We start from the raw sequence: 22,231 nt of genomic DNA, 5'->3' as shown, positions 1-22,231 counted from the left end.
AACCCGTTAAGTTTAATTGCTTAACGGGTTTCTTATTTTAAATACTTCTATTGATTATTTATTCAGCATGAGCAATTTTTTAACAATTTTCTCACCCATCAATTCAACTTCAATCATGTAAGTTCCAGAAGGTATGCCTGTTAAATTAATTTTCTCTAAATGCTCAGAAAAGAAAAGGCGGTTTTTCTTAGGAACAACAAGTTTTCCATCCATTGAATAAATGGTATATGAGAATGGATATGGAGCTTGTGGTATAAGTCTAGGGAAATCTAACTTAATGTAAACATATCCGTCGTTTGAAGGAATAGGATAAATCATCAAACCATCATAGATAGGAGATGGTGCAGCTCCTGGTGTTCCTGGAGTTCCAGGCGTTCCTGGATTAGGTGGTATTACAACAGCAGAAGAATTAATCGTAAAGTTTTGTAAATTAACATTGAAAAAGATATTATTTAACCCTTTTACCATAATTCTTGCATTATTAGCGGTGTTACCAAGTCCACCTGGAACGGTATAGTTATATGTTCCGTTGTTTGGTGTACTTGCAACCAAAACAGTTGGCCATGTAAGACCGCCATCTTTTGATAAAAGAATAGTTACATTTGGTGTACTTACAGGAGCTGCAGTAGTATTGGCAACATTCCAAGTGATTGCATAAGACTGTCCTTCAGTCCAAACAACACCTGCGGTATTTTGTGAAGTTACGGTAAACGGACCTGAAGCAGCATTCACTGTAACGACCATATCATCGGAATTATTTCCGGAACCTCCTGCTCTGTTGTCACGAGTTGTAAATCTAAAGTTATATGTTCTAGCAACATTCGACAAAGCTTCTACAACAATAGGTGAAGCTGTACCGACAGGACTTGAGGTGGTAGTTGCTCCTACAAGTGTTCTATCTAATGATGGAAAATATCTGAACGGAACTGTTTGTGGAGTGAATGATCTGAAAGTAGGACCCGATGCTTTCGTTGCAGTTGCTGCAGAGTTTGCTCCTGTTTGACCAGTAACAGCATTATCCATTTGTTCCCAAATATATGTCAAAGCATCACCGTCTCCATCAGTACCCGTTCCTGTAAGCTTAAATGGAGTGCCTTTCGGAATAATATAATCTAATCCTGCATCGGCTGTAGGAATTGTATTTCCTGTATTGGTACTGACTGGGCAGGTTTTAGTTTTAATATTATTTGTAATCTGCTGAATACTTACTGCATGGAAAAACGGATCCGAGTTCATTTGTACGTTTTGAGCTGTAATACCTGCATATCCCATAATTGTAGATCCTGAACCTGTTTCCATATTTACCCCAGTTCCTTCAAGATTCATAGAAAATGTATGATTTCCTCCAAACTGATGTCCCATTTCATGAGCTACATAATCGATATCGAAAGCATCACCAGACGGAATCCCATTTGCCGGAGAAGTATATCCGCTTCCTTTAGTACCATTTGTACAAACACAACCGATACAACCAGCATTTCCACCCCCTCCAGTAGCTCCAAACAAGTGACCGATATCGTAATTTGCTTCGCCAATCGTCGCAGTTAAAGTATTTTGTAACTGAGCATTCCAGTTATTCATCTGCGCTGAAGGAGAATAAGGGTCTGTAGCTGCATTTGTGTAAATAACAGTATTATTATTCGCAATGATAACCATTCTCGCTGAGAAATCTTTTTCAAAAACTCCATTTACACGGGTCATTGTATTATTCATCGCAGCTAAAGCACCTGCAACTGTTCCACCAAAATACGTTGTATATTCACCGGTACAAGATAAAGCCAGTCTGAAAGTTCTCAATTTTCCGTCATCTGCATTTGGTCTTGCAGTAAGACTTGAGTTATTAACGCCTTTTTGCGCAACGTCAAGTACTGTACATTCAAATTTATCTAAATTCGCTTTCTTGTCTGATCTTTTATAAACAACATAGGTTGAAAGGTCTTTAGTATATGGCTCGATAAAAACCGCAGACTTATCTCCATAAATTTCCATTGAAGACAACCCTAATGGAGAAATACTGAAGTAAACAGTAGAACTAGCGTCTTCAACACCTACCCCAACATAAGATTTAATGTCCGGATATTTTGCTGCTAATTCAGGATCAAAGTTTGAGTTTTCTCTTACTTTAAAATCTTCCATGTTACCATTAGAATTTGGAAAAGAAACGATAATATCTGATTTTCCTCTAACAGCAAACCTTTTAGGCGCTTTCGCTAAAGCATTCTTTAAATTATCAAAATCAAGATTATAAATTCTTGGGTGAAGAATGCTGGTCTTATTTTCAAATATTTCCGAATTGGTTTTTTGAGACACTTCCTTCCAAAGTCGGCTTGTTTGTGCTAAAAAAACATTGGAAATAAGAAATATTCCCATCACAAGTAGTTGTTTTTTCATATAGTTTTTCTCTTTTTTTTAAACATTAAAATGTATCCATTAGATTTGAAAGAATATTTTATTTTAATCTCAGAATCAAATTTTATTTGGTATTCTTCGCTATCTAATTTATAAATTATTTTCTTTTTCTTTTAATAATTCACTATTACTGTATGATTTTCTCTTTAATTTTAGTTTTATAATATACAATTTATCATCAAAAATTGTTTGTTATTGCGCTATTATAAGCTATAAAAAACGACAATATCACAAAGCATGGGTCTTTCATTATGAAAGTCTTAAAAAGCAAAGGTAAATATTATTATATTTCTAATGAATATTTTCTTTTAACATTTTTAACATTTAACTAAATTTTTTGTAAAACACTTACAATCAATTTACAATTCATTGATTTTCAACAGAATGAAATTTTACTAAAATCATACATTTCTTTTACAAGCATTACAAAAACTTCACTCTTAATTTTACTTCAACAAAAAAATAATCTTATGAAAAAGTTCATCGTATTAGTTGCAGTATCAAGCGTATTTGTAATGTGTAAAAAAGGTGAAGCGACACAGCCTCAGTTAGAAAACGCAATTAGCAGTGCAGATAGTACTGTTGCAAATGTTAGTGAGAAAATCAATTCAATTAATAATGAGGCAGAAGCAGTATTCGACTCTGCAAGTATTAAAATTAAAGATTTCGAAAAAACAAAAAGCGAAGCCGTTCAAAAAATGGAGGCAACCTCAAAAAGCATTGACTCTTTATCTGAAAAAATAGGTAGTATGAAACTGGAATCAAAATCTGAAAAGAAAGATTCTCTTCATAAAATTGTGGTGAATGTTCCGGCTCCGAAAGTAATTAAAGAAACTAAAATCGTCTACAAAGACAGACCAAAACCTGTAGAAAAAGTTTCACAGAATATTATGCAGAAAACCGGAGTTTTGGAGCTGAATGTAACCGATGCCGAAACAGCTAAAGAAACTGTAAAAGAATTGGTGAAAAAATATGACGGTTTTGTAAAAAGTGAAAATACATCTCTGAATAACAACGACACCAAAATTGCTTATCTAAAAGTAAAAGTTCCGATTCAGAAATTTGATTATCTGATGGACGACCTTAGTTTTAATATCGGAGATGTAGAAAATAAAGGAATCGATGTGAACGGACAGGATTTTGTAAACAACACATTATGCGACATGGAAATTACACTTTACGGAACTTCAGAAGCCGCATTAGTAAATAGTAAACCTGAAACATTTGGCGGAAAATCTTTAGCAGCAATATCTTCCGGATGGGAAGTGATTACCTCGATTTTCTTATTTATTCTTCCGCTTTGGCCACTTTTTGTAATGGCCGGAATTGGTTATTATTTCTACAAAAAGAAAAACAATAAACAGTCTGAAAATCAATCAAACTAAATTACTATTAAATTTTAAGCAAATTTTAAGAATAGAAATGATAAAGTTTAAGTTTTTCCTTTTAAATTTATCACTTCATAATTTTATTAATTTTGTGATTTGGTGTAAAAGAAAAGGCTCTCAATTGAGAGCCTTTTCCGTTATTTCATATTTACTATCTTATCTACAACATATCTTGTGTTTCCTCTCCAGGGAAGCGATCCTTTGTATTCTTTATAATGAAGATCAAAGGTTTTACCACTGTTGAGTTCCAGTTGTTTGAAAACTTCGGGATCAGATACAGAAAATTCAAACTCATAGCTTGTAATGGTTCCTGTCTTACCTCTTCCAAAACCTTCCTGAATTAATTTGCCTTCGTAAGTTTTAAAAACATATCCTTTCTTGATGGCGTAATTGAGATAACCTGACTTTACGCCTTCTCCGAAAACGAAGAAAAACTTATACCAGACGAAAACTCCAACAAGAAGTAAAACGACTCCTAAAGTAATCCACAAAGATTTTTTCATAAGATAGTGTTTGATGTTTTTAATTATTTAGAAATACTTCTAGAAATCACAATTTTTTGGATTTCAGAAGTTCCTTCATAAATCTGGGTGATTTTTGCATCACGCATCATTCTTTCTACGTGATATTCTTTCACATATCCATATCCACCGTGAATTTGCACAGCTTCAATGGTTGTATCCATTGCAACCTGAGAAGCGTATAATTTTGCCATTGCTCCACTTTCAGAAATATCTTTTCCGGCATCTTTTTCACAAGCCGCTTTAAAGCAAAGCATTCTTGCAGCGGTGATCTGAGTTGCCATATCTGCTAATTTGAAAGCAATCGCCTGGTGATTGATGATTTCAGTTTTGAAAGCCTTTCTTGTTTTAGCATACTTCAAAGCCAATTCGTAAGCTCCTGAAGCAATACCTAAAGCCTGAGAAGCAATACCGATTCTACCACCGTTCAAAACAGCCATTGCGAAATTGAATCCGAAACCGTCTTCACCAATTCTGTTTTCTTTTGGTACTTTTACGTTATTGAAAAGCAAAGAATGCGTATCACTTCCTCTGATTCCTAATTTATCTTCTTTCGTTCCGATTTCGAAACCTTCCCAACCTCTTTCAACGATGAAAGCGTTGATTCCTTTATGTTTTTTCTCAGGATTAGTTTGTGCAATTACGATATAATAAGATGCAGTTCCGCCGTTTGTGATCCAGTTTTTAATACCATTTAATAAATAGTAGTCTCCTTTATCTTCAGCAGTAGTTTGTTGAGATGTCGCATCAGAACCCGCTTCAGGCTCAGATAAAGCAAAAGCTCCGATTACCTGTCCGCTTGCAAGAGGAGTAAGATATTTCACTTTTTGCTCTTCAGAAGCAAATTTTTCAAGACCTGCACACACCAAAGAGTTGTTTACAGACATTACCACAGCAGCAGAAGCATCAACTTTTGCGATTTCTTCCATTGCCAAAACGTAAGAAACGCTGTCCATTCCTGCTCCACCGTATTTTGGGTCAACCATCATTCCTAAAAGTCCCATCTCCCCCATTTTCTTCACTTGCTCAGCCGGAAACTTCTGGTCACGATCTCTTTCAATTACTTCAGGTAAAAGTTCGGTTTGTGCAAAATCTCTTGCTGCCTGCTGAATCATCAGCTGTTCTTCTGATAAATTAAAGTCCATAAAATTTTCTATTATATGGTGGCTAATTTACACTTTTTAAGTAAATCTGAAAATAGATACATTAATTGAGAGTTAATGAAGGTTTCAGCCAGATTTGTAATTATTCAGAAGATATTATTTTACTTTGAATTATTAAAAGTATTATGACATACATTTTATTAAATTCTAAACAATTATAACTTATTTCCATAGTTAAAAAAAATTCTTATATTTAAAATCCTAACTATTATTTGAAAATTATGTCAATCAAAAGATTATTCGATATACCTCATTATGCTTTAGAGCATCTTCCTAAAAGCGATATGTTTGTCACCAAATACCATGGTGAATGGAAAAAAACTTCTACACAGGAATTTATCAATCAGGGAAATAAGATTTCGAGAGGTCTTTTAAAACTGGGCATCAAACCTGGTGATAAGATTGCATTGATCACAACAAACTCACGTACAGAATGGGCAGTGATGGATCTTGGACTTTCGCAAATTGGTGTGGTTTCTGTACCAGTTTACCCAAGTATTTCGCCGGAAGACTACGAATTTATCTTTAATAATGCCGAAATTAAGTACTGTTTTGTCTCCGATAAAGAATTACTTGCCAAAGTAATGAAGATTAAACATAATGTATCAAGCTTACAAGGTGTTTTTACTTTTGATAACGTGAGCGGAGCAGCCAACTGGAAAGAAATTCTTGATCTGGGTGAAGATGATTCTACACAAATTGAAGTGGAAGATCTTTCTAAGGCAATCAATACCGAAGATTTGGCAACTTTAATCTATACTTCCGGAACTACAGGAAAACCAAAAGGAGTAATGTTGACTCACGAAAATATTGTTTCTAATGTTTTAGGCTCAATTCCGAGAATTCCAAAAAAGAAAAGTCTGGATTACAAAGATACACGAGTATTAAGCTTTTTACCTATCTGTCATATTTTTGAGAGAATGCTGTTTTACCTTTTTCAATATAACGGTTTTTCAATTTATTTTGCTGAAAGTATCGAAAAAATGGGCGAAAATGTAAAAGAAGTAAAACCTCATTACATGAGTGTTGTTCCTCGTTTGGTAGAAAAAGTATACGATAAAATTTATAATACCGGTTCTAATGCAGGTGGTTTAAAACAGAAAATTTTCTTCTGGGCTTTACAATTAATCCAAAAAAAGAAAGAGGTTTCAAAACCTTCAGGATTACAGGAAATTATAGCCGACAAACTGGTTTTCAAAAAATGGAGAGAAGGTTTGGGCGGTGAAATCATCACTTTAGTTTCAGGATCGGCGGCTTTGTCTTCCCGACTCAATTTAATGTTCCAAAACGCAGGAATTCCTATTTTGGAAGGTTATGGTTTGACTGAAACTTCCCCCGTAATTTCGGTAAACTCTTTTGGAAAAATGAAAGTGGGAACTGTAGGACATCCATTGGATAATTTAACGGTAAAAATTCAACAGGATGGAGAGATTACCGTAAAAGGACCTTCAGTTTTTAAAAGTTATTTTAAAAATGACGAGCAAACCAAAGAGGCATTTACAGAAGACGGATATTTCAAAACCGGAGACATCGGTCACATCGACAGTGATGGTTTCCTGCAGATTACCGACCGTAAGAAGGAAATGTTTAAAACTTCCGGAGGAAAATATATTGCCCCACAAACGATTGAAAATTTAGCAAAAGCCTCGAAATTTATCGAACAGATTATGGTTGTTGGTGACGGCGAAAAAATGCCAACCGCTTTGGTACAACCCGATTTTGAATTCGCAAAAAACTGGGCAATGAGAAATAATCTAAATATCGGTACAACTCCACAAGAAATTGCTAAAAGTACTGAACTAAAAGCAAGAATAGAAAAAGAGATTGATGACATCAACGAACATCTAGGAAACTGGGAAAGAATCAAGAAAATTGAACTGACGCCAGAAGTTTGGGGAATTGAGGCGGGACTTCTTACGCCGACTTTAAAGCTTAAACGTAAAGCGATTAAAGAAAAGTTTATTGATCTTTACAATAAGATGTATGAGCATCATGACTAAATAATATGAAGCCGCTTCTTTTGGAAGCGGCTTTTTTTATCCTTTGGACAATCTTTTTAAATTTTGGTAGTTTTTAAACTAATATATTCATAGAACCACCCCGTCAAAAATTTCTTTGAAATTTTCGCCACCCCTCCAAAGGAGGGGAATTTAAAATCAAATGGGTGGATTTATGAGATTGCTTTGTCGATATGCTTATCGCAATGATTACAAATCAAAAAAAATAAGACCGAAAAATTTCGGTCTTATTAATATTTTTAAAAAACGAGTAATTAGAATTTAATTACTGATTTCATTTTTTCGTTTTCTTCCATTACCAATTCGTCATCTACAAGGATTTTCCCTGAATGCTCATCAATAATGATTTTCTTTCTCTGAGCAATTTCCATTTGCTTTTGAGGAGGGATTGTAAAGAATGATCCTTTCGGTGCACCTCTTTCAAGACCTACAACCGCTAAACCTGTAGAAGAGCTTGTTCTGATTCTGTGATAAGAAGCCAACAATCTTTCGTCGATTTTAGCAGCAAATTCTTTAGACTTTTCAAGAAGGTATTCTTCTTCTTTCTGAGTTTCAGAAACAAGACCTTCCAATTCTTCTTTTTTGAATTTAAGGTGATTCTTCAAATCGTTGATTTTTGTAGTCAGCTCATTCAAAGTTTCTTCTTTATGAGCTATTTTAGCTCCATATTCTTTGATTCTTTTTTCAGAAAGCTGAATTTCAAGTTCCTGATATTCTATCTCCTTTCCTAAAGCTTCAAACTCTTTATTGTTTCTTACGCTATCCTGTTGAGATTTGTATTTATCAATAAGTGTTTTTGCATGATTGATCACCTCATTTTTAGTATTGATTTGATCATTCTGCTCTTTAATATCTGCATGAAATTTTTCAGCTCTTGTCTCAAGACCCTCAATTTCAATTTCAAGATCTTCAACTTCGATTGGCAATTCTCCTCTTGTGTTACGAATCTCGTCTAATCTTGAATCTATGATCTGTAAATCATATAAAGCTCTTAATTTTTCTTCAACTGAAATATCTGTTAAATTTGCCATATCTAAAGGAAATAATTTACTGGGTTTGTTTTTTCGCTAGAATTTAAGATTGCAAATGTACTAATTTTTTGTGATAAAATTTCAAATAATTGTTGAGCAACCCATTGTTCTGATTCATAATGTCCTACATCACAAAGCAATATTTTAGATTCTGCCTGAAAATAATCATGATATTTGAGATCGCCCGTGATATATGCATCACATTTTTTTGCGAGAGCAGACTTTATTCCGCTTGCTCCGGAACCTCCCAAAACCCCTACTCTTTTTATTTTTTTACCTGTAAACTCTGAATGCTTAATCACCTCAACATTAAATTTATCTTTAATAAATCTCAGAAAATCTTTTTCATCCATCTCCTGATCAAATTCACCATACATTCCCAACCCTGAATATTGGTTTTCATTATCTAAAGAATAAATCTGGTGCACCACTTCTTCATAAGGATGCACTTCTTTCATTGCCGCAATAATCTGATGTTGTTTATACGCTTCAAAAATTACAGAAATCATATTTTCATCTGCATTTTCTCTCACATTCTGCTGTCCTGAAAAAGGGTTTGAACCTTCAATTGGTCTGAAAGTTCCGTTTCCTTTGGTTTTAAAACTACATTCATCATAAAAACCGATGTTTCCGGCTCCTGCCGAAAAAAGAGCTTCTTTCAACTGTTCAGAATAATCACTGGGAACATAAACATTTAACTGCTTTAAATTATTTTTCTTCGGTTGAAGTATTTTTAAATTTTTTAACCCTAAAGCATTGCAAATTCCTGCATTTACTCCAGAATAATCATTATCAAAAGCGGTGTGAATAGCATAAATGGCAACTTTATTTTCAATTGCTTTTAAAACCGCTCTTTCAACATAATTTTTGCCGGTAAGAGATTTTAAACCTGAAAAAATGATAGGATGAAAACACACCACAAGATTACAATTTTTGGCAATCGCCTCATCAATCACACTTTCTAAAGCATCATGACAAACTAAAACTCCGCTTACAATACGGTTAGGTAATCCGCACAGAAGTCCTACATTATCAAAATCTTCCGCCTGTGGCATTGCAATCTGTTTTTCTATAATAGAAATTACTTCTTTAATTGTCATTTTATTCTGTATGTTTGTGACGAAATTAGTTATAATTTAGTTAAAATAAAAAACACATCATGGAAAGAGAGCACAATCTTGTTCCTGGAGATAAACTTTGGAAAAGATTTTTGTTTAGGATCATTTACCGAGCAGATACAAAACTCGGAAAACTGTTTGATATTACGCTTTTATCGCTTATTTTGGTGAGCACTTTCATTATTATGATGGAAAGCGTACCTAAACTTGATAAAAAATACCACGTTTATTTCATCATTTCTGAATGGGTGATCTCTGTATTTTTTACAGCAGAATATTGGGCAAGAATTGCTGTTTTAAAAAATAAGAAACATTACATTTTCAGCTTTTTTGGTATAATTGATTTTCTTTCTTTAGTTCCGTTTTTTCTGAGTTTCTTTTTTCCTGTCACCAAATATTTTCTGATCTTCAGAATGCTCAGAATGCTGCGTGTTTTCAGGGTTTTCAACCTGTTAGATTTTATGAATGATGGATCTGTTATTGTACGAGCTTTAAGGAACAGTTCAAGAAAAATATATATTTTCCTTTTATTCTTAATTATTTTTTCCGTGATCGTTGGTTCTCTGATGTTTATGGTGGAAGGTGGAAGACCTGGTTTTGAAACGATCCCGCAATCTATTTATTGGGCTGTAGTAACGGTAACAACGGTGGGCTATGGTGATGTTTCGCCAATTACTCCGATGGGGAAATTTTTTGCGGTTATTTTGATGCTTGCCGGTTATTCTATTATTGCGGTTCCTACAGGAATTGTAACGGCAGAAATGAGGAATAAAAGACAAAACTTGGAATTAGTCTGCGACCGATGCGGAAATGAAGATATTGACGATGATGCACGGTATTGTAAACAGTGTGGCAAGAAATTGGCATAATAGATTTTATACAAATTGACCTATTAACCAAAATCGACAAAATCATGGAACCACAAAAAAAAAATAAGCCCAATAGTTTAGTACTTATTCTATTTGCTTTAGTTGTATTGATGATTATTATTTATTTTATTCTCGTTTTGTTTTTCCCGACAGTTTTTGACCTTATGAATACGGGAGACATTAAACCAGTAACACCTGATAAATAAAATTTTACAGAATAATAAAAAGCTTTCCAAAAAAGGGAAGCTTTTTTCTGATTAATCTTTAAGATTATTTTACACAAAAAATAGACCTGACAATTGACAGGCCTATTCTTATAAATAAATTTAATATAAATTATTTTTTAATTGCTTTAATCGTTTGCTTAGAACCATCTTTCATATTCAGAACAACTAAATACATTCCTGAATTTAACCCTCTTAAATGAAGTGTAGATTCCGGTTTATCAAAAGATTTCACTAATCTACCTGCAATATCCATTACAGAAATAGATTTCACATTACTAACATCTGAAATATTCAATACATCAGCGAATGGATTTGGATAAACTTTGATATCATTTTTAGCCTTAACACTTTCTGATGTTGATAAACTTGCATCATAAGCAGAAATCTGGAAAGCTCCATCTGTAGCTGTTGAGTATTTCCATACACTTACATACAATGTAGCTCCTGGAGTTTGTCCTGTTAACATAATTTTCGAGAAAGAATCGGTACCACTATCGTCATCACAAGCAATTGATGTTGTAGAAGAACAACCAGTAAACACAGAAAGTACAGTATCAGTTAATGGAGAACCGGTAACAGCAGCCGTTTCAATAGTCAAACTTCCTGATGCAGGCACCACAACGGTATACCACACGTTTCCACCCACGTTAGTTGGTGTGAATAAACAACTAGCCGTTAAAGCAGGTATGTTTGTAGAACCAGCAGTTGTACCCATTAAAGGATTCTGAGCAAAGTTCAATCCTGGAGTTAAGGCAATTGCTGAAGAACAAGCATCATTAGCCGGAGGCGTAGCGAGTGTAGTAAACGAACCTGTAGCCCAAGTGCTCACTGAACTTGAAGAACATACCGATCTTACCCAATAATAATAAGTAGTAAGCGGAGCAAGAAGTGTTAAAGGTTGTGAAGTACCTGTAATCACAGTTCCTGAATTAGGAGTTGAGTTAGTTGTAGAATAATAATACTCATATCCATTTGCTGGAGCTGGTGTAGGAGCTGTCCAAGAAATCGTAGCAGAGTTACTTGTTACGGCAGAAGATGCTACTGCAGCAGGAACTAAACATGACGGAACTGCTGTCACTTCAAATGTAAAGTCGATATATTCACCTCTTGCAAATGCTTCACAAGGATCAGACGGCACGCTATTGTTATAATTTACAACCACTCTCATTCTATAATTCCCGAGTGCAGTTCCAGCGGGAACTGTAATGGTTGCACCAGAGGTACTTGTAACATAAGAAGTCGTAGCATATACACTTTCTGATGATTCAAAAGTTAAGTTATTATTCCAATCAACCCAAACCGCAAAACCAACAGTTGGACCACCTGCGGTTAATGAAATAGGAGTTACACTTCCTGCATAGTTTGATATCTTATTGGTAGCCGTTAAATTCTGATAACCTCCTGCTCCTCCAGCTGTAGAAGAATATGCCATATTGGTAGTAGCTCCCGTAGAAGTAAAATCTGAAATCCAAGAATCCTGATTTGTAGTAGATGGCAAACAATAACCCGTATACACATTTACAGGCCCTATCCAAATACTTTTATCCGTAGTAGAACAAGATGATCTTACCCAGACATAATATGCTGTATTAGCAGATAAACCAGGAATATTAGCAGAGGCTGTAGCTGAAGACACAGAGTTGGTAGCATTCAAAACTGTGGAAGCTGTAGGTGCAGTATTTGTAGTGCTATAATAAACCTGATAGCCACTTGCGGGAGCTGTAGCCGGAGCTGTCCACGAAACAGAAGCTGAGTTTGCCGTAAATGAAGATAAAACTACAGAACCCGGACTTGGGCAAGATGGTGCAGCACCTTGAGTTATATTAATATCATCAAAATAGACATAGTTATCTGATGTATCGAGCCCTGATTTTGCTTCAAACCTAATAAACAAATTTCCAGAAGCCGGTAGACCAGTAATAGTAGCTGTTTTAGTAGCACAAGATGCAGATACGACATGGTTTGTATTATCTATCGTATAAGCCGTTGTCCACGGCCCTGTTGTCGAAGTTGCCCAATCTAATTTTATGACTCCTAAATCAGCTAGCGAAGCACCTGTACCATTACTAGAATATTCGGTAACTTTATAAGCAAAACTAACATTTAAATCCCCGCCATTTGTTCCTGTTAACGCAGGAGACACCAAGTAAGAAGAGGCATTGTAATAATTATTTGCCCTCATACTTGCTGTTCCACTACATGGTGTCGTTTCTGATCTATCAAACCATCCAGAAGAACCACTAGAAGTCCAAGACCCATCCCCAGTAGGTTCCCATCCGTAAGTGTAAGAAATTTGTGCTGATGACAATATACCAAATACCATCATACATGTAAATAAAACTTTTTTCATAATAACATAATTTATTAATTACTCATAAAATTACAACATACCAATGTAAAATCAATAATTTTCACCGCTTTTTGTTTTAAAATAAATAAAAAAAATAGCATTTATTTCAAATTAATTTATTGAATTAACAAAAAAAAGTACAATTACCTTAATACATAAACATCCATAATTTAGAAATACTAATAAATTAAATAATGATATATTATTTTTAGTTTAGTTAATTTATTATTCAAAAAAAATAGCGGCCATTGAAGCCGCTATCTAAATATTAATAATTAAAATTTTTATTTTTTAATTGCTTTAATCGTTTGCTTAGAACCATCTTTCATATTCAGAACAACTAAATACATTCCTGAATTTAATCCTCCTAAATGAAGTGTAGATTCTGGTTTATCAAAAGTTTTAACCAATTTACCAGAGATATCTATTACTGAGATAGATTTCACATTTGATACGTCTGAAATATTCAGAACATCTGTAAATGGATTTGGATAAGCTTTAACATTATTTTTATTTGCAATAACTTCACCGGTAGCTAAACTAGGACACCCAGTAGCATCAACCGTTGCTACAATTGATTGTCTTGGCGAAGAAGTACATGTAGTGGTTACATCCCAACTATAGAAGTAATAATATGAAGTGCTAATACCTGAAATATACCCTGAAGTAATATTTCCAGCAGTTCCAAGAGAATAAGGAAACCCTCCCAAAGAACTCTCTCTTATCATATAAGGACCAGAATTTGCCATCAATCTATAGCCAGTACCAACATTAATATCCCATCCTAAAACAATTGTATAGCTCACAGGAGTAGTTGTTGTTCCACCAGTAGGTAAGTTTGCTGCAGGAATAGTTATAGTTTGAAGTACAGTTCCTGTACTATTAGTTAAATTAACAACTAAGTTAGTCGTAGCATTTCTCTCTAAGAAAACTTTAACAGAGTTAAGCCTAAATGCTCTAGTAGCATCAAACACTAATCCATAATCATAAGCATCAGTAGCACTTACTGTCGCATATGTTGCTCTTGCTTGCCCTGCTGAATTATTTACATATGATGCATCTGCATAATAAGTTGTAGTTGTCGATAAAACTGGTGTAGTAAAACTAGTACCTGTTCCCACAGAAGCACCACCACTCATTCCATTATACCAATTAATTATTGCTCCCGCATCTGCTGTTGCGGAAAGGGTAGCTGAAGTATTAGGACAAACTGTTGCTCCTGTAGTAGAAAGTAAAGCTGGTGGTTGACACAATGTAACAAATGATACCAAAGATGTCCACGAACTTCTGTCTGGACCACTACAAACTGATCTTACCCATACATAATATGATGTAGAAGGAGATAATCCACTTATTGACGCAGAAGTTGTTGAAGACGTTACAGAGTTTGTAGCATTTAAAGGAGTTGTAAATGTAGGAGCTGTACTCGAAGCACTATAATATACCTCATAACCGTTAGATGGAACTGTAGAAGGAGCAGTCCAAGTTGCCGTAGCTCCAGATGTTGTAATACCTGAACCAGTTATTGCCAAAGCAGTAGGTGTAAAACAAGTAACTACAGTTGTAAAATTTCTTTCAGAACATCCTAAAGATGTACTTGTCGCATTATATCCACTGATAGTATAAAAATATTTTACACCATTGTTCAGAGGAGTCGGTAAAGTATAGGTAAGAACATTACCTACATCAAAGGCATTTAATACATCATTTCCACCCGAAGTTGTTCCAATTGTAATCTTATATCCTGTTGCATTTGCATTTGTAGCCCAAGTGAAGGTAGGTGTAACAGAAACTCCCGTAGCAGCAGAAGCTGGTGCACTCACAGTAGGGCATGCAGTAATAGTAGTAAAGTTTCTCTCAGTACATCCTGCAGTAGTGTTTGAAGCATCATAACTATTCAATGTATAATAATACTTTGTTCCTAATGCCAAAGACGTTGGCAATGTATAAGTAGTCACATTGCCTACATCAAATGCATTTAAAATATTATTACCACCTACAGTTGTTCCAATAGTTAATTTATAACCAGTAACTCCCGCAGCAGTAGCCCAAGTAAATGTAGGTGTAACGGAAACCCCCGTCGCAGCAGCAGCAGGTGCACTCACAGTTGCACAACCAGCAGTAGTAAAGTTTCTTTCAGTACAGCTTAAGGAAGAGTTGTAAGAATTATAAGCATTTATTGTATAAAAATATTTTGTCCCGATTGCTAATGGTGTTGGCAATGTATACGTTGTAACATTTCCAAGATCAAAAGCATTCAGTACATTATTACCACCGGCAGTAGTACCTATGGTAAGTTTATATCCAGTAGCATCTGTTACAGTACTCCATGTAAATGTAGGAGTAGTTGAGACCCCCGTCGCAGCTGATGCAGGAGCAGTCACAGAAGGACAATTTAAGTTTTTGGTTGTAAAAGAAAATTCCGTACATCCTGTAGCTGTACCGTTTGCATTTGTAGGTAAAATTGTTACATAGTACAATTTACCATACAATAGTGGAGTTGCGGTAGGTATAGTATAAGTAAGCACATTCCCTACATTAAAACCATTAAGAATATCAGTACCTCCAGGAATTGTTCCTAAATTTATTTTATACGAAGATGTACCCACAGATGAAGCCCAAGTTATTGTGGGAGTAATAACAACTCCAGTAGCATTATTAAGAGGAGCCGTGATAGTTGTACAAGCAGGAGGAGTAGTATTAATTGTTATATTTACATTATCTACATAGATATCATCACTACCATTATCTCCGGTTGCTAAAAATCTTAAAATTGCTGTACTACTTGTTGAAGGTAAAACAAAATCTTTTGTAGCCCATGCAGCCTGAACTCCTAAAGGAGAACCAATATTAGTAAAAGTACTTCCACCATCTGTAGATAATTGAATTTGTAAAACATCCGAGCCTGTAGGGTTAATATAATTAAATGTTAAAAGCCTATCACCAGAACTTCCAGAAAGATTTACGTATAAATCCATATATCCAGAAACATATAAACAGTTATAAGAATGAAATCGTGCCGTAGGCTCTGTAGCCGGAGAAGCTACTGTTGCGGTTCCACCGACTGAGTTCCAACCCGAAGCTGAAGTAAATCCACTTAAAGAAATATCACTTTGCCTCCAAGAGTTATCACCTCTAGATGGCCAAGTTCTCCAATATGATGCGTTAGGTAAATCTAGTGTTGAATTTCCATTTGCCCAAGTAGAAAAATTTTCAGTAAAAGGAATTGTTGCATATGTAGTTGGAGCAGCAATCCACGTTCCTGGGCTATAGGTAAACGTTAGTCCAGATGCTGGTATTGTTGTTCCACCGGTAGTCCCTAATGTTACAATTGATGTAGCTGCTGTACCAACGGCTGTTGAGGTCCAATCAGTTCCTACTCTATTGTTAACATCAGAAGCCTCTGCACCTTTTAATCCAATCTGCCCTGTTGCATTTGCGCTTCCCGAAGCACAAGTTCCATAAACAATAGCAATTGAATTATTTGATGAATTCAATTGAATTTGAAAATTAAGTAGTTGAGCAGCAGAACCTCCGCTTAATTTTAGATCAGTAAATTGTACTACAAATTTAGAACCTACCGTCTCATAAGCAATTTCAGAAGTTGTTGTATTCGCATTCACTAAATTGGCCGAAAAACCAGCAATTGCACCTTCTATAGTATTTGGAGCAGACGTATCAGCTGATAGACCTGTAGTGGTGGTTGCTAAGCTAGGCGTTGTACCAAAAGTGATAAACCCATTATTACTAATAAAAACAGAATTATACGTCTTCCCGTTATACTTAAAAGATGGTATTGTCACCAAACTGGAAATACCATCGGTTGAAAGAGCCGATCCAGATTGCCAAATAGTTCGGCCTGCCGAAAGTGGTGTGTAGGTTCCTGAAGATTGTGCAAAACCATAACCATTATTGGCATTTGGGTTTACAGCTGAAGGAGGTCCTACCTGTGCATAAGCTCCAGCGGTTAGAGCCAACATGCACGTTAGTAAAAATTTTTTCATACTCAGTTAAATTAAAAATTAGGGAGCTAAATTAATAAATATTAACATTACAATTCAAAAAAAAATGTTAATATTTTAAAAATACACTAACAATACATTAAAATCAATGAAATATTTTTAAACAAACATTTAATTATAAATTAATATTCAGAGCTAAAACTATTTGTAAACAATTAATTATTAACCTATTAAACTAATAGAGTATTCGATCTATTTAACAATAATTATTTTAAAATTTCGTTAACTATAAAACATAAAAAAGTCGCAATCTGATTTTGATTGCGACTTTTTATTAATTTCTTAATAAATATTAGTTCAGATAAAATTCATATTTATTAAGAAGTTGTATATTTTTAATTAAATCTCCATTAAGGTTTACCGAATGTTTCATTGACTGAACTTCAATATGAGAATCATCCTCAATATTTTTAATGTAAAATTTAAACTTTTGATTCCCTTGGTTTTCATTCAAAACATTTCTAAAGAAACTGAGATCTTCCGGTCTGAAATCCATCACATCCATTACCAACGAAATACTTTTTGCAAATTTTTCAAAAGCTTCCTGTAATTCAATCACTTCATTTACATTAACGAATACTCTTCCATCTTTTACCTGGGCAAATTTTATTTTTAAAATCACAAAACGTTGCACTTCCAGTTTCTCCTTCAATTTCATATAATCACGGTCTCCTAACCTGAAAGAATATGATCCAGAATAATCTTCCAATGTTACAAAAGCCACTTTTTCACCACTTCTAAAACCATCTTTTACAACATATTCTGTAATTAAACCGGCAACTGTATATTCTTTTCCGCCACCACCATTTTCTCTTTCTTTCTGTAGTGTTTTCCAGTCTTTCTTCTTTTCTTCAAACAGTTCTTCCTGCTTATTTGCAAAAGCCTGTTCTTTATAAGCATCAACTTCATCGAGATTTAAAAATCCAAAAACTCCTTTTGGTTCAGCTTTTTTGATTACTTCTTCTATAATCTCTTCTTCGCCTGTTGATAATTCATCAGATACAATTTCAATTAAATCTGCAACCTCATCCACAGAATCTTTTTCAAGAATTGGAACTTCTTCAGTTACCACTTTCGCTTCTTCCTCTTTTTCCAAAACAGATTTTTTAGAAAGACTTCCCTGCATAAACTGATACTGAAATTTAAACTCATCCAGCGGATGCGCCGAAAGATAAAAACCAATCGTTTCTTTTTCTTTATTCAACTTATGCATATTTGGCCACTCCGGACAAGGCGCTAATTTGGGTTGTTCAATCTGAACTTCATCAGCAAAATCAGCAAAAAGTGAATGTTCCATCTCATTTTTACTTTCCTGAAAACTTTGCCCGTATCTTATTAAACGTTCCAAATTAGTTTTTCCCGACATATCAATATCAAAATACTGACCTCTATGGAAAGAACCCAATTCATCGAACGCGCCTGCAACAACCAAACTTTCCGCCACTCTTTTATTCATCTGAGAAGGTAAAATTCTTTCGAAGAAATCATAAACATTTTTAAACCTTCCGTTGGCTCTTTCTCTGGTAATCCCTTCACTTGGACCCTCCCCGATTCCTTTGATCGCACCCAAACCAAAACGAATCTGACCTTTTTCGTTTACCGAAAATTTATATTGTGATTCATTTACATCAGGTCCCAAAACATCAACACCCATACTTTTACAATCTTCCATAAACATGGTAATCGATTCGGTATTATTAATGTTATTACTCATTACACTCGCCATATACTCTGCAGGAAAATTCGCTTTCAAATACGCAGTCTGATAAGCAATTAAAGCATAACAAGTAGAGTGAGATTTGTTGAAAGCATATTCTGCAAAAGCTTTCCAGTCATTCCAAATTTTTTCTAATCTTTCTTCATTCAAATTGTTTTTTCTTCCTCCTTCAATGAATTTTGGATACATCTTGTTCAGAACCTCGATCTGCTTTTTACCCATCGCCTTTCTCAAAGTATCGGCTTCACCTTTTGTAAAATTGGCTAATTTTTGAGATAAAAGCATTACCTGCTCCTGATAAACAGTAATTCCGTAGGTTTCTTTTAAATATTCTTCAGTTTCATCCAAGTCATAGACCACTTCTTCTATTCCGTGTTTTCTGTTAATAAAACTCGGAATATATTTAATCGGACCCGGTCTGTAAAGAGCATTCATAGCAATCAAATCCGCAAAAACTGTCGGTTTCAGCTCACGCATATATTTTTGCATCCCTGGACTTTCATACTGGAAAATCCCAACCGTTCTTCCTTCCTTAAATAACTGATATGTTTTAGCATCATCTAAAGGAATCAAATCCGGATCAATATCAACTCCGTGTCTTGCTTTAACTATTTTTAAAGCATCTTTAATAATCGTTAAAGTTCGGAGACCCAAAAAGTCCATCTTCAGAAGTCCGGCACTTTCTGCTACAGAGTTATCAAACTGAGAAACTAAAATATCGGCATCTTTCGCAGCAATTGTAACCGGAACCAGATTACTTACATCTTCTGGTGTAATGATAACTCCACAAGCGTGAATTCCCGTGTTTCGAATACAACCCTCCATCTTTTTTGCGCTTGCCAAAACATCATGACGCGCATCACCGGGAGTATTAAGAACATACTTCATCTCATCGACAAGCATTTGTTCTTCAGGCTTTAATTTATCGTATTTCGATAAAGCTTTTGCAATGTTCATCCCCGGACTTGGCGGAATTAGTTTTGCAATATTATTAGTATCAGGAATTGGTAAATCTAAAACCCTTCCCGCATCTTTAATCGCTGATTTCCCACCCAAAACCGAGTAAGTAATAATCTGTGCTACCTGATTTTTACCATATTTTTCTACAACCCATTTTATAATTTTATCACGACCTTCATCATCAAAGTCGATATCAATATCGGGCATTGAAATCCTTTCTGGATTCAAAAATCTCTCGAATAGCAAATCATATTTTATGGGGTCAACATTGGTAATTCCTGTACAGTAAGCAACGGCTGAACCAGCTGCAGAACCACGACCAGGACCAACCCAAACACCCATTTTTCTAGCTTCATTACAAAAATCCTGTACAATCAAAAAGTAACCGGGATACCCTGTATTAGCAACAACTTCAAGCTCAAAATCAAGACGTTCTTTAATTTCAGGAGTAATTCCTGTATCTTTATATCTAATTTTTGCACCTTCATAAGTCAGATGCGTTAAATAAGCCATTTCCCCGCGTTTTCCTCCATCAACATCATCCTCAGCATGAATGAATTCATCCGGAATATCAAATTTTGGAAGCAGTACGTCTCTTTTTAAAGTATAAGGACTGAATTTTGCCGTAAATTCTTCATACGCATCAAATGCATCGGGATAATTGAGAAAAGCTTCTTTTATTTCATGAGAATTTTTAATATAATATTCTCCGGTCGCCAAACCTCTTCTTTTTCCAAAGCCTTTTCCAACAGGAGTTGTTAACTTTTCGCCATCCTTAATGCAGCTTACAATATCCTGAATATTAGAATCATCTTTATTGGTATAATAAGTTTGATTCTGTGCCAATATTTTAACATTATATTTATCAGCAAAATGCAATAAAACATCATTCAAATGCTCTTCTTCAGGCAGTTTATGATTTTGAATCTGAACATAAAAATCATCTTCAAATGTATCTTTCCACCATTTGAAAAGCTCCTCCCCTTTTTGCTCACCCGTATTTAGAATCGCATCAGGAATATCTCCATGAATTCCTGAAGTCAAAGCAATTAAGCCTTCTTTATATTCAGCAATTAATTCTCTGCTAATTCTTGGAACTCCAAAATAAAATCCTTTAAGAAAACCAATACTCGAAAGTTTTGCTAAATTCTTATATCCATTAAAATCTTTCGCCAACAAAACCACCTGCGTTCTTCTGTCGGGATCGTCTTTAGTAAATTGTTTCTGCTCATAACGGTCTGAAATATAAAATTCACAACCAACAACAGAAATCAAAGGCTCAGAAACAGGCTCTTCTTCATTGAATTCCGTTCCGTTTTCTTCAGCTTCCTGTTTTTTTGCTAAAAATTCTTTATGCTTTTTTGAACGGTCAGAATTGGTAGATTCAACTGCTGAAACAAATTTGAAAGCTCCCATCATATTCCCCAAATCAACCATTCCGACTGCTGGAAAATTTTCTTCTGAAGCTTTCTTTATTAAATCATTAATCCCTGAAGTCGCCGTTAATGTTGAAAAAACACTTTTATTATCGAAGTTGAAATATCTTCCTAAATCAATATCATCGATGCTTCCTACATCAGACTGCTTTTTCTTATTATTGAAATCCGCAACCTGCCTTCTGATAATTATTCCAAAAGGTTTTATTGGATTTGGATGCAAAGTTTTGAAATAAGCCAATTGGTCTTCCGAAGTTTTCAAAACCTCAGCAGGAATAATCCCGATACGCATCATTTCGAAGAATACCTGAGCTGTAGCATTCACATCGGCCGCTGCGTTGTGTGCTTCATCAAATTTATGGCCGTATAATTTTTCGTATAATTCTTCTAGTTTTGGAGATTTATACTTTCCACCTCTTCCACCACCTAGCTGACAATAATTTGTACCCAGAATCATAGTATCGGCTTTGGGTTTTTCCCGAAGATTATCCTGAATATTTTTTCTGAAAAATTCGGCGCCGACAATATTGTAATCAAACTCAACATTATGTCCGGAAACTACTCTTACGCGCTCCAAAACTTTAGAAAACTCTTCTAAAATCTCTTGCAGATCACGACCTTCTTCATTGGCAATTTTAGTAGTAATACCGTGAATTCTAGCAGCATTAAAGGGAATATCATACCCTTCCGGTTTTATTATATAATCTTGATTTTCAAGTAAATTACCCTCATCATCATGTAATTGCCAAGCAATCTGCACCATTCTTGGCCAGTTGTCTGAATCTGATAGTGGAGCATTGAAATTTTTTGGTAAACCTGTGGTTTCTGTGTCAAAAACTAAATACATGTATTTTTTCTAGCTTTTATTAAAATAAAGAGAATGTAAAGTTACTTCAATTTTTATAATTTTTTTCGATAACTTTATAAAAACAACTCTCTTTTTTAACATCATAAGAAGTATATCAAAAACAACAATTTTAATAAAAGAACTAAATATTTTTT

12 protein-coding genes are annotated in these 22,231 nt (G+C 34.7%); 4 read left to right on the top strand and 8 right to left on the bottom strand.

Annotation, left to right across the window (positions count from 1 at the left end; translation table 11 throughout):
• Positions 1-54: 54 nt before the first annotated feature.
• A complete protein-coding gene (locus BUR17_RS16065; RefSeq protein WP_084550700.1) occupies positions 55-2,391 on the bottom strand; it encodes a reprolysin-like metallopeptidase in 2,337 nt (778 codons plus the stop codon).
• Between the two features lie 488 nt (positions 2,392-2,879).
• Between BUR17_RS16065 and BUR17_RS16060 the strand changes: the two genes are divergently transcribed.
• Positions 2,880-3,794 (top strand): DUF4349 domain-containing protein, encoded by a 915-nt coding sequence (locus tag BUR17_RS16060; RefSeq protein WP_074231618.1) that lies wholly within the window; start codon positions 2,880-2,882, stop codon positions 3,792-3,794.
• Positions 3,795-3,934: 140 nt separating this feature from the next.
• Here BUR17_RS16060 and BUR17_RS16055 read toward each other — a convergent pair whose 3' ends face one another.
• Both BUR17_RS16055 and BUR17_RS16050 read right to left on the bottom strand, forming a co-directional pair.
• Positions 3,935-4,300, bottom strand: a complete 366-nt coding sequence (locus BUR17_RS16055) for a hypothetical protein (protein ID WP_074231617.1) — start codon at positions 4,298-4,300, stop codon at positions 3,935-3,937.
• A 23-nt stretch (positions 4,301-4,323) separates the two neighbouring features.
• The gene (locus tag BUR17_RS16050) at positions 4,324-5,463 is read right to left on the bottom strand and encodes an acyl-CoA dehydrogenase (RefSeq protein ID WP_074231616.1); all 1,140 of its coding nucleotides are present in this window, start codon (positions 5,461-5,463) and stop codon (positions 4,324-4,326) included.
• A 239-nt stretch (positions 5,464-5,702) separates the two neighbouring features.
• Between BUR17_RS16050 and BUR17_RS16045 the strand changes: the two genes are divergently transcribed.
• Entirely contained in the window at positions 5,703-7,481 is a 1,779-nt protein-coding gene (locus tag BUR17_RS16045) for an AMP-dependent synthetase/ligase (RefSeq protein WP_074231615.1), read from the top strand.
• A 272-nt stretch (positions 7,482-7,753) separates the two neighbouring features.
• Here the strand turns inward: BUR17_RS16045 and BUR17_RS16040 are convergent, their stop codons facing one another.
• On the bottom strand, positions 7,754-8,530 hold the full coding sequence (locus BUR17_RS16040) for a zinc ribbon domain-containing protein (protein ID WP_074231614.1): 777 nt from the start codon (positions 8,528-8,530) through the stop codon (positions 7,754-7,756).
• A gap of 2 nt (positions 8,531-8,532) precedes the next feature.
• Positions 8,533-9,630: a Nif3-like dinuclear metal center hexameric protein gene (locus BUR17_RS16035; protein WP_074231613.1), complete on the bottom strand. Its 1,098-nt coding sequence runs from the start codon at positions 9,628-9,630 to the stop codon at positions 8,533-8,535.
• Positions 9,631-9,689: 59 nt separating this feature from the next.
• Here BUR17_RS16035 and BUR17_RS16030 point away from each other — a divergent pair, with 59 nt between their 5' ends.
• Positions 9,690-10,517 carry an ion transporter gene (locus BUR17_RS16030; RefSeq protein ID WP_074231612.1) on the top strand — a complete coding sequence of 276 codons (828 nt, stop codon included), beginning with the start codon at positions 9,690-9,692 and terminating at the stop codon, positions 10,515-10,517.
• A gap of 44 nt (positions 10,518-10,561) precedes the next feature.
• Complete coding sequence (locus tag BUR17_RS20770) at positions 10,562-10,723, top strand: hypothetical protein (RefSeq protein WP_159437610.1); 162 nt, start codon at positions 10,562-10,564, stop codon at positions 10,721-10,723.
• 130 nt (positions 10,724-10,853) lie between these two features.
• Here BUR17_RS20770 and BUR17_RS16020 read toward each other — a convergent pair whose 3' ends face one another.
• The 3 genes from BUR17_RS16020 to dnaE form a co-directional block, all read right to left on the bottom strand.
• On the bottom strand, positions 10,854-13,094 hold the full coding sequence (locus BUR17_RS16020; RefSeq protein WP_084550697.1) for a GEVED domain-containing protein: 2,241 nt from the start codon (positions 13,092-13,094) through the stop codon (positions 10,854-10,856).
• Positions 13,095-13,378: 284 nt separating this feature from the next.
• Positions 13,379-17,098, bottom strand: a complete 3,720-nt coding sequence (locus tag BUR17_RS16015) for an Ig-like domain-containing protein (RefSeq protein ID WP_084550694.1) — start codon at positions 17,096-17,098, stop codon at positions 13,379-13,381.
• A 310-nt stretch (positions 17,099-17,408) separates the two neighbouring features.
• A complete protein-coding gene (gene dnaE, locus BUR17_RS16010; protein WP_074231608.1) occupies positions 17,409-22,076 on the bottom strand; it encodes a DNA polymerase III subunit alpha in 4,668 nt (1,555 codons plus the stop codon).
• Positions 22,077-22,231 lie beyond the last annotated feature (155 nt).

It is taken from the genome of Chryseobacterium scophthalmum (assembly GCF_900143185.1).
Classification (GTDB): domain Bacteria; phylum Bacteroidota; class Bacteroidia; order Flavobacteriales; family Weeksellaceae; genus Chryseobacterium; species Chryseobacterium scophthalmum.
The sequence above is the reverse complement of the archived record's forward strand: the minus strand, read 5'-3'. Positions and strand labels throughout refer to the sequence as shown.

Excerpts from the sequence above, each read along its gene's own strand:
- BUR17_RS16030 (WP_074231612.1), top strand. The coding sequence starts at position 9,690 with ATGGAAAGAGAGCACAATCTTGTTCCTGGAGATAAACTTTGGAAAAGA.
- BUR17_RS16045 (WP_074231615.1), top strand. The coding sequence starts at position 5,703 with ATGTCAATCAAAAGATTATTCGATATACCTCATTATGCTTTAGAGCAT.
- BUR17_RS16020 (WP_084550697.1), bottom strand. The coding sequence starts at position 13,094 with ATGAAAAAAGTTTTATTTACATGTATGATGGTATTTGGTATATTGTCA.
- BUR17_RS16050 (WP_074231616.1), bottom strand. The coding sequence starts at position 5,463 with ATGGACTTTAATTTATCAGAAGAACAGCTGATGATTCAGCAGGCAGCA.
- BUR17_RS16060 (WP_074231618.1), top strand. The coding sequence starts at position 2,880 with ATGAAAAAGTTCATCGTATTAGTTGCAGTATCAAGCGTATTTGTAATG.
- BUR17_RS16015 (WP_084550694.1), bottom strand. The coding sequence starts at position 17,098 with ATGAAAAAATTTTTACTAACGTGCATGTTGGCTCTAACCGCTGGAGCT.
- BUR17_RS16065 (WP_084550700.1), bottom strand. The coding sequence starts at position 2,391 with ATGAAAAAACAACTACTTGTGATGGGAATATTTCTTATTTCCAATGTT.
- BUR17_RS16035 (WP_074231613.1), bottom strand. The coding sequence starts at position 9,630 with ATGACAATTAAAGAAGTAATTTCTATTATAGAAAAACAGATTGCAATG.
- dnaE (WP_074231608.1), bottom strand. The coding sequence starts at position 22,076 with ATGTATTTAGTTTTTGACACAGAAACCACAGGTTTACCAAAAAATTTC.
- BUR17_RS16040 (WP_074231614.1), bottom strand. The coding sequence starts at position 8,530 with ATGGCAAATTTAACAGATATTTCAGTTGAAGAAAAATTAAGAGCTTTA.
- BUR17_RS20770 (WP_159437610.1), top strand. The coding sequence starts at position 10,562 with ATGGAACCACAAAAAAAAAATAAGCCCAATAGTTTAGTACTTATTCTA.
- BUR17_RS16055 (WP_074231617.1), bottom strand. The coding sequence starts at position 4,300 with ATGAAAAAATCTTTGTGGATTACTTTAGGAGTCGTTTTACTTCTTGTT.